The following is a 13,102-nucleotide window of genomic DNA, read 5'->3' as shown; positions in this document are numbered from 1 at the left end:
AAATGAAAAATATTTTTTTTGTTGTTATATCTATTCTCACCATTTCGTGTAAGAATGATGAAAAGCAGACCGTTATAAATGGAAATATTCCAAATTTACCTGATGGGATTATGTATCTTTCTAATCCTGAGGGCGACAGGATTGATAGTGCTAAAACTATAAAGGGTATTTTTACTATAACCCATAAATGGAATGAAAAAGAACCCAAATATATTAAGGTAAATCACATCGATAAAAAAGGAATATTGAGATTTTTTTCCTTTACCACAAATGCAAAGTATAAAGGTACTCCAGGATGGAGTACAGACGTTTTTTATTCTGATACAATTATTTCTCTCCATGGAAAATTTAAAGAAAATCCTCCAATAAAAGGTTATAAGTTACCATATAATATAAAAGATGTTTCTGGTGTTGCTATAAAGGCAGGTAGACAAACAGAAGCATATTACAATATAGATGGTGATTTATTTGATAAGATAGATGGCAAAATGATTCAAACTGTAAAAGAAAAGATTAATAAATATCCATATTCTTATCATTTATTATATCAAATTAATGATAATAAAAATAGTTTTTCTCCAATGCAAATTGATGAATATCTAAAACTCTTCAAAGGTGATATTACAGAAAGTGAAACATATAAAAAACTATCTGCTTATAATAAGAAAAGATATGACGAGAAAAACACTTTGCTTCCATTACTAGAAAACGTAAATGGAAAAAAATATGAAATTCTGGATCCAAAATATAAAAAACATTTGGTAGTTTTCTGGGCAAGCTGGTGCGGACCATGCAGAGGGGAAATTCCTCTTTTGAAAGAAATGTATAATACAAAGAACGAATCATTAGAGTTTGTTTCCGTTTCAATTGATGAAGATAAAAATGCATGGAAAAAAGCTCTCAATCAAGAACAAATGGGATGGAATCAATTTATTGTTAACGATAAAGATCCTAATTATGAAAAAATACAGATGCATTTCAGACTTAACGGAGCAATTCCATACACTGTATTGGTTGATAATAATTTAAAAATTATAAAATCTACTGTCGGCCTGTCTTCTGAGAAAAATTTGGAGGATTTTATTAAAAATTAATGGATAATGTAAACCCATTCCTCTTTAAAAATTCTTAATAAAAGAGACAAAAAACATAAATCACATAAAATTGAAAAAATATTTGTTTTTTTCAAACATCTCCGTATTTTAGATAAAAAATTAATATGCTATTGGACAAACTCATAAACTACCTTAAACTGGACAAACAAGAGTTTCTTTTCCAGTTCAACTCACATCCTAATTACCCTTCAGCATTAGCTTTTAGTGACACTCTCAACTTTATGGGAGTAAGAAATGATGCCTATGAATTAGACAAAGAATACTGGGATGAACTTCCTGAAGAATTCATCGCTATTGTCGATAATTCTTTCTCTTTGGTTAAGAAAACAGGAGCTCAATATTCAATATATTCAGATAAATCAAAAACTTTAAACAAGGAAGATCTTCATAAAAAATCTACCGATTTTGTTTTGCTTTTCGAAAAAGACAAAGTAGAGCAAAAATCTGTTACAAGTTACAAACCTTTTATCTACGCTATTTTTGCTGTAATTGCTATATACTCGCTCCTGAGTCAGGCTTGGTATGAGGCAGTGTTTAATATTCTTTCATTGGCGGGAGTTTATATTTCTCTGGAAATTTTTAATCAGAAATTCGGAAACACATCCACCGTTATCGGAAGTATTTGCGGTGATACGGCAGGGAAACAGGCTGTGAATTCATGCAACAAAATTATCAACCAGGATAAAACGAGCATTCTTGGACTGAAATTTTCAGATTTCTCGTTAATTTATTTCGTTGGAATTACCGTTTTAGGATTGTTTTTACCGGCAACCTCTTTCGTAGTTAAAGGATTTACATTTGCTTCGGTTATTGCAATTGGCTATTCATTATACATTCAGGGCTTTGTAGAAAAAACATTCTGCCGTGTTTGTCTTTTGATTATTTCGGTTTTAGTGGCTCAATTAATCATCGGGTTATTCCTTTTTGAAAATATTCATTTTGATATAAAAACTTCTTTGTTGAGCCTTATTTTATGGATCGCTTCTTTTTCATTAGTTTTATATTTAAACAATACCCTTGGAGAAAAAGAAAATCTACAAAAATCAAATGCCAAAAATCTGAGGTTTAAGAGAAATTATGATCTTTTCAAAAGAGAACTTTTAGAAAACGAAAAAATAACTTTTACCGACACTGAAACATTCTCAGTTGGAAACCAAGATGCAAGACTTCGCCTTTCAGTTGTTTCAAATCCATACTGCGGATTCTGTAAAGATGCTCATAAAATTATGGAAAACCTGTTGAATAAGTATCCTAATGATATTTCTGTTCAGATGAGATTCAACTATTCTCCGGATCAGCAGAATGAGAAATTCACAAACCTGATTTCCGACTTTATGTACACTTACAAAAACAAACCTATGCAGGAGTTTTTACATCTTGTAGAATATTGGTTTGAAACAAGGGATGAAAATAAAATCAGACAAAAATCCGGTACAACTTCAAACAATGAAGATTTAACACCTTTAGTGGAAATGTCTGTAGAAAATAGAAATGCAGGTCTTAACTTCACTCCTATCATTCTAATCAATGGATATCAGTTCCCTGATAAATATGATCGTGACGATATTTATTATTTTATTGATGAATTAACAGAAGATGAAGAAATTTAATATGAAAATAATTTTCGTTATACAAAATTCACTAAATTAGGAAAAATTTTTAGCGGAATCCGAAAAGCTATAAAAGAGTAGGAAAATCAAAACAAATTATCAACTATGAAAAATCTAAAGAAAATTTCCAGAGAAGGTTTACGAACAATCCAGGGTGGATATGGTCCACCGGTAAGTGATGGTATGGGTGGATGGTACTGCACTAATTCTACAGAAGTGATCTGTCTAAACGGATGTACAGCAATGTGTATGAGCGGTACACAATGTAAAAGAACATTATGTATCGATCCAATTTTCGGTTAATTAAAAACTAAATATTATTTACATTACTATGAAAAATCTAAAAAAACTTTCAAGAGCAAACTTAAAATCAGTAAAAGGAGGGTTTACACAAGAACACACTCAATTATGTCATAATAACTTTAACGCTCCTCCTTGTCTAATGTCTAGCCCCGATGCGGATGGAAACAGATTGGGTTGTAGAGTTGGAGGAGAATGTGTTTCTGCTTATGGACTATAATTAATTTCAATAAAACACATAATTATCAGTGAATAATTCACTGATAATTTTCTTTAAATTTGACTTCCAATTTTTAATATATATTTTGAAATCCTTTCCTTTCTACCGCCAGCCAGACTCCAAAGACTGTGGTCCTACATGCCTTCGTATCGTAAGCAAACATTACGGCAAAAGCATTTCCTTACAACAAATTCGTAACCTTTCAGAAACTACCAGAGAAGGAAGCAGCTTACTCGGTTTGAGTGATGCGGCCGAAGACTTGGGTTTTCGCTCTTTAGGAGTTCAGATCAATTTTGAATCTCTTGCTGAAGAAGTTCCTTTGCCCTGTGTTGTTCACTGGAACAAAAATCACTTTGTAGTTGTTTATAAAATTGATAAAACCAATAAAGTATATATTTCAGATCCCGCATATGGTTTGATTACTTACACAAGAGAAGAATTTATCAAACTCTGGATCGGTGAAAATGCCACAGAAAAAACAGAAGAAGGAATAGTTTTGATTTTAGAGACAACTCCTGCTTTTTTTCAAACCGAATTTGATGATAGTGAAAGTAAAGCCAGTTTCACGTTTTTATCAAAATATTTATTAAAATACAAATCACTTGTTATTCAGCTTGCGATGGGACTTTTGGCAGGAAGTTTACTTTCGCTTATTTTCCCTTTCCTTACACAAAGTATTGTGGATGTTGGTATTCAGAATCAGGATCTTAATTTTATTTATCTTGTTCTTTTAGCCCAGGTCATGCTTTTCTTTGGAAGAATGGGGATCGAAATAATCCGAAGCTGGATTTTATTACATCTTTCTGCGAGAATTAATATTTCCATTATCTCAGATTTCTTTATCAAACTCATGAAACTTCCTATAAGTTTCTTTGATACAAGAATGACCGGAGATATTATGCAGAGAATCAACGACCATCACAGAATTGAGCAGCTTTTAACAAGCTCATCTCTGAACACTCTGTTTTCATTGGTCAATCTGGTTATTTTCAGTATTGTCCTTTTATTCTATGACTACAGGCTGTTTATAGTTTATCTTATCGGAGCTGCAGCTTACATCGCATGGATCAGTTTTTTCCTTGGAAGAAGAAAAGAACTTGATTATAAAAGATTCTCACAAGTTTCTCAGGAGCAAAGTAAAGTGATCGAATTGATCAACGGAATGCAGGAAATCAAAATGCACAATGCCGAAAAACAAAAGCGTTGGGACTGGGAGTTTTTACAGGTGAAATTATTTAAATTAAGAATAAAATCACTCTCATTAGAGCAATGGCAATCTGTCGGAGGTAATTTCATCAACCAGATGAAGGATATACTGGTAAGTTTTCTTTCTGCAAAACTTGTTCTTGAAGGGAATCTGACATTAGGAATGATGTTATCCGTTCAATATATTATCGGTCAGCTTAACAGCCCATTATTACAGCTTATTGATTTTATTAAACAGTTTCAGGATGCTAAAATTTCTCTTGAAAGACTTGGTGAAATTCATGACAAAGACGACGAGGAAAGTAAAGATGAACAATACGCCCATGAACTTCCTGAAAAAGATATCGAAATAGAAAATCTTTCTTTCCGATATATCGGTTCAGATGCTGCTGTTTTCGAAAATTTAAATCTAAGTCTCCCCTATCAAAAAACTACAGCTATTGTCGGAGCCAGCGGAAGTGGGAAAACTACCCTATTAAAATTGTTAATGAAGTTTTATGAACCTACCGAAGGAGAAATAAGACTTGGAAATACAAAACTTAAAAATATTTCTCCAAGATTCTGGAGAGATCATTGTGGAGTTGTGATGCAGGAAGGTTATGTTTTCAATGATACAATTGCCAATAATATTGCTGTCGGCGAAGATTATGTTGATAAACAAAAATTAAGAAGAGCCGTAGAAATCGCAAATATTAAAGATTTTATTGAAGAATTACCTTTAAGCTACAATACAAAAATCGGAAATGAAGGTCTTGGAGTGAGTGGCGGGCAAAAGCAAAGACTATTCATTGCAAGAGCTGTTTACAAATCTCCGGATTATATTTTATTTGATGAAGCTACTTCTGCATTGGATGCCAATAACGAAAAAGTAATTATGGAAAATCTTGAACAGTTTTTCAAAGGGAAAACTGCTGTCGTTATTGCACACAGACTTTCTACAGTAAAGCATGCCGACAAAATTATTGTTTTGGACAAAGGAAAAGTCGTAGAAGAAGGTAATCATGCCGAATTGGTATCTTTAAAAGGAGAATACTACAGATTGGTAAAAAATCAATTGGAATTAGGTAATTAATTAAACACAAAATGGCAGAAAAAGACATTTTAGATAATATTGAACTACGCTCGGAAAGCGTTCAGGATATTCTTACACAACCACCTCACTGGATGATCCGCTGGGGAAACACTATTATTCTTTTAATACTGGTACTTATCTTAGTGATGAGTTACCTTATAAGATATCCGGAATTTATTCCTGCTCCGATTGTTGTAACCTCTCAAAACCCACCTGAAAAATTAGAAGCGAGAATTAATTCAAAAATCGAAAAAATACTTATTAAAGATCATCAGCAGGTTAAAAAGAATGAAGTTCTGATGGTCATGCAGTCTTCTGCAAATTATCTGGATGTTTTACAACTTAAAAAATTGGTCGATTCTATTGAATATGATCAGTTATCATCATTCCCTCTCAGTCAGGCTTCCCATTTCAAACTTGGAGAATTGCAGGGCGATTACAATAATTTTGCAAAAGCATTTCAGGATGAAGCTTTATTTACGAGGCTTCAACCTTATGCACCTGAAAATTTAGCTGCCAACCAAAGTCTTTCTGAATACAGAATCCGAATTGCTACTACAAAACAGCAAAAGAGTCTGGAGCAGGCAAAATATGAGCTTACAAAGAAGAATTATCAACGTTCACAGGAATTATTCAAGCAAGGTGTCATTGCATCAATGGAACTTGAAAATGAAAAGATAAAGTTTTTACAGGCTCAGCAAAATTTAGAAAATATCAATATTTCTCTTTCACAAATGGAGGAAGGCATCTCTAATTTAAACAAAACAAAAAGCGGAACGGCAATCAACACAGAAAAAGATAAAATCACCTACTCTTCCCAAACTTTACAGTTGTTTGAACAGCTCAGAAAATCTTTAAAACAATGGGAACAAAGCTACCTGATAATCTCAAATACGGAAGGTCTTGCAAGTTTTCAGCAATTTTTGGGTGAAAATCAGTTTGTAAAAGCTGGTGATGCTATTTTGTCCATTCTTCCTAAAAACAAGGAAAAATTGGTCGGAAGAATGTCTGTACCGGCAACCAATTCCGGGAAGATCACTCCGGGAGAAAAAGTTTTAATTAAACTGGATAATTACCGTTATCAGGAATATGGAATTGTACAGGGAAAAGTTCAAAATATCTCACTTTCTCCTGATAAAGACGGAAACTATTATGTAGACGTCGTTCTTCCGAAAGGATTAAAAACAAGTTATAATAAAAATCTTATTTTTGATAAAGAGCTTAAAGGCAGCGCTGAAATCGTTACCGAGGATCTAAGGTTAATTGAAAGATTTTTCTATCAGATCAGAAAATTATTGGGTTACCAAAGTTAATATCGAAATTAAATAATAAAAGCCGAAACGATGTTTCGGCTTTTTTGCGCTTCTTATCTTAATTATTTTGAGGGGATGTGTTATTTACAGATAACTGTGGTTTTCATTGATTAGAATTTAAATTGAAAAAGAATGACAATAAATCAAATCAATATTTTATTGTTAAACTTCACTCGAATTTAAATAAAATGGTAAAAGACCTATGTACAAAACTATGAGTAAGCACTCTCTTTTTATTGGATAATATTTTTTAATAAATCGTCTCAACCGAGTTTTTGGGTACAGTTTAATAAAAATAAAAAAGCTGTAAGAAAAATCTTACAGCCTTCTATTTGTAGCGAAGACGGGAATTGAACCCGTGACCTCAGGGTTATGAATCCTGCGCTCTAACCAACTGAGCTACCTCGCCGTTTTGGTGGTGCAAATATAGAAAATATTTACACAATACCAAAATTATTTTAGCTTAAAATATTCCAAAACATCACCAACATGCTCTGGTTTATTGATAATCTTATTGTTAGCATCTAAAATAAAATACGTTGGAGTTGCATGAACATTATATGTATCTACATAACTACTATTCCATCCTCTCAATTCTGAATCATTTACCCATGGGAACGCAGAAATCTTCTTAGAATAAGAATCTTTATCAACATCCAGAGACAAACCCACAACCTGGATATTTTTTGCTTTCAGATCATTGTATTTTGCCAATAATTTTGGAAGTTCTTCTTCACAATGCGAGCAAGTAGACGACCAGAATATAATAACCTTCTTATCTGCTTTAATATCATAAAGAGACTTCGCCGTACTGTTTACCGGAGATTGGAATTTATTATTAGGAAAAGCCGCCCCGATTTCTACATTCGCATTAGACTTCAATGTAGAAGCCAGCCTGTCTGTAATTGTACATTTAAGATTCTTAGCAAGACCTAGATATTTATCTTTAAATTCCTGCATTTCGTACACATCAAAAATATCAATCAATTCAGAAAGAACAGTCTGTCCACGCGGAGTTTCGACCTTTAATCTGTCCAAAAGTTTATCCACAGAAGCTGTAACATTTGTATTTCCTCCTGAATTCAAATAGCTCACTAAAATTGGTCTTAGCAAAGATGATGTTTCCAGCATGTCATTAGACTTATCAAGAAAATTAATGACTTCATCCTGGTTTACTTTTTTAGAAGCATCATTAGAAAGGTATTTACTATAGTTTGTATTATAGTAATAAATAAATGGGTGCTGATTCTGATCAATCCCTTCAGAGCCTCCTGAAAGCCTGTTTATTTCAGTTTTTAAAGCCTTTCCAAAGTCTGTGTTTTCTTTGTAATATTCTTTTATCTGCGACAAAGCAGGAAGTATTAATTCTTTCTTTTGAGATCCTTCCTGAAGCTTACTCATAATATTATTAGCTTCATCTAAATAAATGATGTCTTTAACCTTGTTTGTCTGTGTTTCAAGTTTAACATTTACATTTTTATTTTCAGAAATAAAATTGAAAGTATTATTTGAATTCGGGAAATAGACTTTCATCATTCCCATATAATTTTTCGGATACTTGAAAGTCCAAACATTATTTTTACTCTGTTCTTTTGAGAAAATAATATCCTTAGAACCATTTAAAGTATATAAAATCGCGTCTTGATCTTTAAAATCAGCAGGAGCCTGAATGGTGACTGTAAACTGAGCCTGTAATGAAAATGCAGCTAATAAAGCTGATATTGTGTATATCTTTTTCATATCGTAAAAATAAAAAAACTCTCTGACTAATCAGAGAGTTTAATATTATTTTAATAAAATTTTATGCTTTTTTGCTTGTATACTTTTTTGTAAAGAAAGCAATGAACATTACTGCAACAATGCCTAGCGCGTATACATACATGTCAACTGGCGATGCTAATGTCTGTGATCCCGTACCTGAACCTCCAGTACCTCCATTTGGTGGTTGAGGCGGCTGAGCATTTACAAAAAACACAGCTAAAAGAAAAAGAGAATATACTAGTTTATTAATAGTTTTCATATTTGTCTATTTTAAGATTTTAGTGTTAACAATATCTCCTTTGTCCGAAACAACTTTTACCACGTAAGAATTTTTGATTTTTTTATCTAATTCAATTACAAAGTCTTTAGAAGTTTCTACCGATTTTTTAGAGATAACCAATTTACCACTCATATCATAAACCTCGATATCTGCTTTTTTCCAATTTGGATCAAATCTAACGATGTAGTTATCAATTCCAGGATTATAAACCACTAATGTTCTTGAAGGAGCTTTATTTTCATTAGCTGCTAAAACAATATTACTTGGTTCTCCATAGTATAGATCATATTCAGTGCCGGTCACAGGAATTACTGCTCCTTGCACTGCTTGCTGTGCCGTTCCGTTTGGTGCTTTATAGTAGAAACCAATTCCTGCAGACAAAGCATGTGCTCCGTTAGCAATTGGTACCGTATTTTCTTTAATTTCGAATTTGTATGATTTTACAATTGCAGGATTGTAAGTTACTAACTTAACATTTTTTCCTTTAAAGTTACTCTCATTAGCTTCGTTAATGTACAACCAATAGTTTACGTTATTGTTATCATAACCTCCAGTTGGCAATTCTTCGAAAGTACCGATAGCATCACCTCCTGTTGCAGCCGCCTGAATACTTGTAGCACCAGTTGTCTGGTGACCAGTAGTAGCGTTAGGAGTTACCACATAATATGTTCTTCCTACCTCTTTTCCTGTTGCATCTAATGCAATGACACCAAGCTGTTTTAAAGTTCCAACAATGCCTTTAGCGGCAGTAACATTATAATCAGTTGCAGCGGCTCTTACCGTACTTGAGAATCTTCTAAGAGTACTGAAATTTAACGTTTGTGCTGTGTTATCTCTCAACTTAAGAACAAATGTCTGCATTGGTTTGATAATAAGTCCCGTATCTCCAGCAGGAACTCCTGTAAACTGATCAAATGTCTGAACTTGAGCACCTGTAGTGAAAGTCGTACCATTAGGATATGTTTCAACTGTACCTGTAGAATATTTTACACCCCATATGTTTGCAATATTGTTACCATCAGTTACCCCTCCATTTTCTATATAACCGATTCTTGATAAATCTAAGTTAGTAAAATATGGGTTACCAAATTGGTAGATATTTTTACCATACGTTCCTAGAAAAACTCCTGTGGTATAATCAAACTGATCCTGAAGATAAGAATTATACTTCTCGTTATATTGGTTGGTATTGTTACCGTTAACACCAAAAGCAACACTAGCTCCTGCATTTTGCAAACTTACAGCAGCCAAATCCTCAGAACGCACTGGTGCTCCGTTCAGTGTAAACACAGAACCTGTAGCAGTAGGTGCAATTGTAGGCAAACTTGCCGGTGGAGTACTTAAGTCTAGATTGTTGTTGTTAGATCCTAACATATAATACATAGGAGCTGCAGGTGTAGTATTAGCCAAGTTTGTAACATGGTTTGATACTACATTTGCGTTATTCCAACTTAAGATTTCATTTTGGGTCCATCTGGTTGTACCAAATGTTTTAGCCAGTTCTGTGGATAAAGAACTGTACGCTTTTCCTGCAAATGGAAGAGCTATTTGTTGGAAATAATTTCCATTACCATTTTTGGCTGTTCTATACTCTTTGCTTACAATACCTGTAAGATTAGCAGTAGAAATACCATTAATGTAAAGCTGACCATAAGTGGAAGTATCGTAACTTCCAGCACCAGGCGTATTAAGTCTTAAGACGATGTTTCCACCATCTGTTTTGTCAGCTCCCCCTGTAGTAATTGTTTTGAAAGCGTCAGCAGCAGAAGCTTCTACCATAATGTTACCATGAACATCCATGATACCAGCTCCCCTTGTTTGAACGCCTCCTCCGCTATAAACCAGAGTGCCTTCACTTACATACGTAGTAGCAGCATCATCTACGTGTACTAGAACATTCTGCGCCTGAACAGAATAAACTGCTGCTAATAAACCAATAGCAAATAAACTTTTTCTCATTGTATATAATTATTTGTGTGTTAATACAATATCTCAACTGCAAATGTATGTTTTTTTTATGAAAAAACAAAAACATTTTATTTATTAACAAAAATATTATCCTCAGTTAATATTATTTCTTTCTCCTCTCCTATTGAGAACATGTAGTCTTCAAGCACTTTTTCAGTGGTTCCTCTCAATCCTCTTGCTCCTAAACCTTTCTCGATTGTCTCTTCTACAATCTTCTCAATTGCCCCATCTGTGAACTCTAATTTGGTTCCGTCCATTTTAAAAAGCTCCACAAATTGGTTTACAATAGAATTTTTAGGTTCTTTCATGATCCTTACCATTACCTCTTTCGTGAGTTTATCAAGGTAAGTGATGATTGGAAATCTCCCCAAAAGTTCGGGAATTAATCCGAAAGTACGAAGATCAATTGCATTAATATTTGTTAATACATAATCATCTTCATCCATTTTATTGATTTTTTCAGAGCTGAAACCTATTGCCTGCTTGTTCATTCTTCTTTCGATAATTTCTTTAATACCGTCAAAAGCACCTCCGGCGATAAACAAAATATTTTGAGTATTTACCTGAATATATTTTTGGTCGGGGTGTTTTCTACCTCCCTGAGGCGGCACATTCACAATACTTCCTTCCAATAATTTTAATAAACCCTGCTGAACACCTTCTCCCGAAACATCTCTTGTGATACTCGGATTATCAGATTTTCTTGCAATTTTATCAATCTCATCGATAAAAACAATTCCTTTTTCAGCTTTTTCTACATCATAATCTGCAACCATTAAAAGTCTCGATAAGATACTTTCAACATCCTCTCCTACATAACCCGCTTCTGTCAAAATAGTTGCATCAACGATACAGAACGGAACATTTAATTCTCTTGCAATGGTCTTCGCCAATAAAGTTTTTCCCGTTCCTGTCTCACCGATCATGATGATGTTTGATTTCTCAAGCTCAACTTCTCTATTTTCGTTTTGAGCATAAAGCAATCTTTTGTAATGATTATAAACAGCAATCGACAATTGTTTCTTTGCCTGATCCTGCCCTATCACATACTGATCAAGAAATTCTTTAATCTCTTTTGGTTTTTTTAATTCATCTACATTTTCTGCAGGAGAATAACCGGATTTTGAACCGCTGTCTTTTACGATCACATGAGCCTGCTCGATGCAGTTTTCGCAAATAAATCCGCTTTGACCGGAAATCAGCATTTGAACTTCATTTCTCTTTCTTCCGCAGAAAGAACATTGGTTTGAATTCATTTTATATATATAATAATATAAGGTATAGATTAAACAAACTCGTAAAAGTTAGTTTTACGAGTTTCTGTTATTTTTTAAGAATTAATAATTGAGTTCTGAATATCTGTATATTCTTCGTTTGATAATTTCAGTCTCTCATTTTTAAAATTCATATCCTCCACTTTATTTAAAGGAATTAAATGAATATGTGCATGAGGAACTTCCAATCCTACCACTGCCACTCCTACTCTTATGCACGGAATTGCATTTTTCACTTTCCTGGCGACTTCCTGAGCAAAACTCCAAAGATTTTTGTATTCTTCGCTTTCCAGATCAAAAATTAAATCAACTTCTTTTTTCGGAACAACCAGCGTATGACCTTTTACCAAGGGCATCGCATCCAGAAATGCAATAAAATTATCATCTTCGGCAATTTTATATGCAGGGATTTCTCCGTTGATAATCTTTGTGAATATTGTACTCATTTTATAGAAATTAGATTTTAGAAGCGTTACTTAAAATATCAGTTTCAAAATTTTAATTATTAATTTATAGAGTAATGTCTAATACTTCAAAAGACAGTTTGTTTCCGTTTGGCAACGTAATGTCTGCAGTTTCACCAATAACTTTCCCTAATAAACCTTTTGCAATCGGAGTATTTACAGAAATTTTTCCTGTTTTAAGGTCGCTCTCATTATCAGGTACCAATTTAAATATCTGTTCCTGATTCGTTGCATTATTTTTAAGTCTCACCGTTGTAAGGATTGAAACTTTTGAAGTATCTAATTGGCTTTCGTCAATAATCTTAGAAGAAGAAATAACATCCTTTAGCTTAGAAATTCTCATTTCAAGCATACCCTGAGCTTCTTTAGCCGCATCATATTCTGCATTTTCAGACAAATCTCCTTTATCTCTTGCCTCTGCAATCTGCTGCGTAATTTTTGGTCTTTCCACAGTTTCCAACTGTTCCAGCTCAGCTTTCATTTTCTCTAATCCCTCCTTTGTAACATAGCTTGCCATAA

At 33.4% G+C, this 13,102-nt stretch carries 12 protein-coding genes and 1 tRNA gene; 6 read left to right on the top strand and 7 right to left on the bottom strand.

Translation table 11 applies throughout. The features are described 5' to 3' along the window. The first annotated feature begins 2 nt into the window (after positions 1-2). From ABD745_RS09920 to ABD745_RS09900, 6 genes are all read left to right on the top strand, one after another. Positions 3-1,094: a thioredoxin-like domain-containing protein gene (locus tag ABD745_RS09920; RefSeq protein WP_344828780.1), complete on the top strand. Its 1,092-nt coding sequence runs from the start codon at positions 3-5 to the stop codon at positions 1,092-1,094. Between the two features lie 125 nt (positions 1,095-1,219). Beyond that, positions 1,220-2,725 carry a vitamin K epoxide reductase family protein gene (locus ABD745_RS09915; RefSeq protein WP_344828778.1) on the top strand — a complete coding sequence of 502 codons (1,506 nt, stop codon included), beginning with the start codon at positions 1,220-1,222 and terminating at the stop codon, positions 2,723-2,725. A 105-nt stretch (positions 2,726-2,830) separates the two neighbouring features. Continuing rightward, complete coding sequence (locus tag ABD745_RS09910) at positions 2,831-3,028, top strand: bacteriocin-like protein (RefSeq protein WP_344828776.1); 198 nt, start codon at positions 2,831-2,833, stop codon at positions 3,026-3,028. Positions 3,029-3,056: 28 nt separating this feature from the next. Beyond that, positions 3,057-3,245, top strand: a complete 189-nt coding sequence (locus tag ABD745_RS21545; RefSeq protein ID WP_425549789.1) for a bacteriocin-like protein — start codon at positions 3,057-3,059, stop codon at positions 3,243-3,245. An 85-nt stretch (positions 3,246-3,330) separates the two neighbouring features. Continuing rightward, entirely contained in the window at positions 3,331-5,523 is a 2,193-nt protein-coding gene (locus ABD745_RS09905; protein WP_344828774.1) for a peptidase domain-containing ABC transporter, read from the top strand. Positions 5,524-5,534: 11 nt separating this feature from the next. Beyond that, positions 5,535-6,836, top strand: coding sequence for an HlyD family secretion protein (locus ABD745_RS09900; protein WP_344828772.1), 1,302 nt, complete (start codon positions 5,535-5,537; stop codon positions 6,834-6,836). A gap of 335 nt (positions 6,837-7,171) precedes the next feature. Here ABD745_RS09900 and ABD745_RS09895 read toward each other — a convergent pair. From ABD745_RS09895 to greA, 7 genes are all read right to left on the bottom strand, one after another. Then, a tRNA-Met gene (locus ABD745_RS09895) sits at positions 7,172-7,245 on the bottom strand. Between the two features lie 44 nt (positions 7,246-7,289). After that, positions 7,290-8,576: a TlpA family protein disulfide reductase gene (locus ABD745_RS09890; protein ID WP_344828771.1), complete on the bottom strand. Its 1,287-nt coding sequence runs from the start codon at positions 8,574-8,576 to the stop codon at positions 7,290-7,292. Between the two features lie 61 nt (positions 8,577-8,637). Next, a complete protein-coding gene (locus tag ABD745_RS09885) occupies positions 8,638-8,856 on the bottom strand; it encodes a signal peptidase (RefSeq protein ID WP_344828769.1) in 219 nt (72 codons plus the stop codon). Between the two features lie 6 nt (positions 8,857-8,862). Further along, a complete protein-coding gene (locus ABD745_RS09880; protein WP_344828767.1) occupies positions 8,863-10,836 on the bottom strand; it encodes a T9SS type A sorting domain-containing protein in 1,974 nt (657 codons plus the stop codon). A gap of 77 nt (positions 10,837-10,913) precedes the next feature. Next, positions 10,914-12,101: an ATP-dependent Clp protease ATP-binding subunit ClpX gene (clpX, locus tag ABD745_RS09875; protein ID WP_344828764.1), complete on the bottom strand. Its 1,188-nt coding sequence runs from the start codon at positions 12,099-12,101 to the stop codon at positions 10,914-10,916. Positions 12,102-12,175: 74 nt separating this feature from the next. Beyond that, complete coding sequence (locus ABD745_RS09870) at positions 12,176-12,565, bottom strand: HIT family protein (RefSeq protein ID WP_344828761.1); 390 nt, start codon at positions 12,563-12,565, stop codon at positions 12,176-12,178. 64 nt (positions 12,566-12,629) lie between these two features. Further along, on the bottom strand, positions 12,630-13,100 hold the full coding sequence (gene greA / locus ABD745_RS09865; protein ID WP_047401418.1) for a transcription elongation factor GreA: 471 nt from the start codon (positions 13,098-13,100) through the stop codon (positions 12,630-12,632). Between the last annotated feature and the right edge of the window lie 2 nt (positions 13,101-13,102).

The organism is Chryseobacterium ginsenosidimutans (assembly GCF_039536845.1).
In the GTDB taxonomy this organism is placed as follows: Bacteria; Bacteroidota; Bacteroidia; order Flavobacteriales; family Weeksellaceae; genus Chryseobacterium; species Chryseobacterium ginsenosidimutans_B.
This window is presented reverse-complemented; position numbering and strand designations above follow the sequence as displayed.

What these genes read in the sequence shown, in the direction of transcription:
- ABD745_RS09885 (WP_344828769.1), bottom strand. Translation starts at nt 8,856, where the DNA reads ATGAAAACTATTAATAAACTAGTATATTCTCTTTTTCTTTTAGCTGTG.
- clpX (WP_344828764.1), bottom strand. Translation starts at nt 12,101, where the DNA reads ATGAATTCAAACCAATGTTCTTTCTGCGGAAGAAAGAGAAATGAAGTT.
- ABD745_RS21545 (WP_425549789.1), top strand. Translation starts at nt 3,057, where the DNA reads ATGAAAAATCTAAAAAAACTTTCAAGAGCAAACTTAAAATCAGTAAAA.
- ABD745_RS09880 (WP_344828767.1), bottom strand. Translation starts at nt 10,836, where the DNA reads ATGAGAAAAAGTTTATTTGCTATTGGTTTATTAGCAGCAGTTTATTCT.
- greA (WP_047401418.1), bottom strand. Translation starts at nt 13,100, where the DNA reads ATGGCAAGCTATGTTACAAAGGAGGGATTAGAGAAAATGAAAGCTGAG.
- ABD745_RS09915 (WP_344828778.1), top strand. Translation starts at nt 1,220, where the DNA reads ATGCTATTGGACAAACTCATAAACTACCTTAAACTGGACAAACAAGAG.
- ABD745_RS09900 (WP_344828772.1), top strand. Translation starts at nt 5,535, where the DNA reads ATGGCAGAAAAAGACATTTTAGATAATATTGAACTACGCTCGGAAAGC.
- ABD745_RS09870 (WP_344828761.1), bottom strand. Translation starts at nt 12,565, where the DNA reads ATGAGTACAATATTCACAAAGATTATCAACGGAGAAATCCCTGCATAT.
- ABD745_RS09890 (WP_344828771.1), bottom strand. Translation starts at nt 8,576, where the DNA reads ATGAAAAAGATATACACAATATCAGCTTTATTAGCTGCATTTTCATTA.
- ABD745_RS09920 (WP_344828780.1), top strand. Translation starts at nt 3, where the DNA reads ATGAAAAATATTTTTTTTGTTGTTATATCTATTCTCACCATTTCGTGT.
- ABD745_RS09910 (WP_344828776.1), top strand. Translation starts at nt 2,831, where the DNA reads ATGAAAAATCTAAAGAAAATTTCCAGAGAAGGTTTACGAACAATCCAG.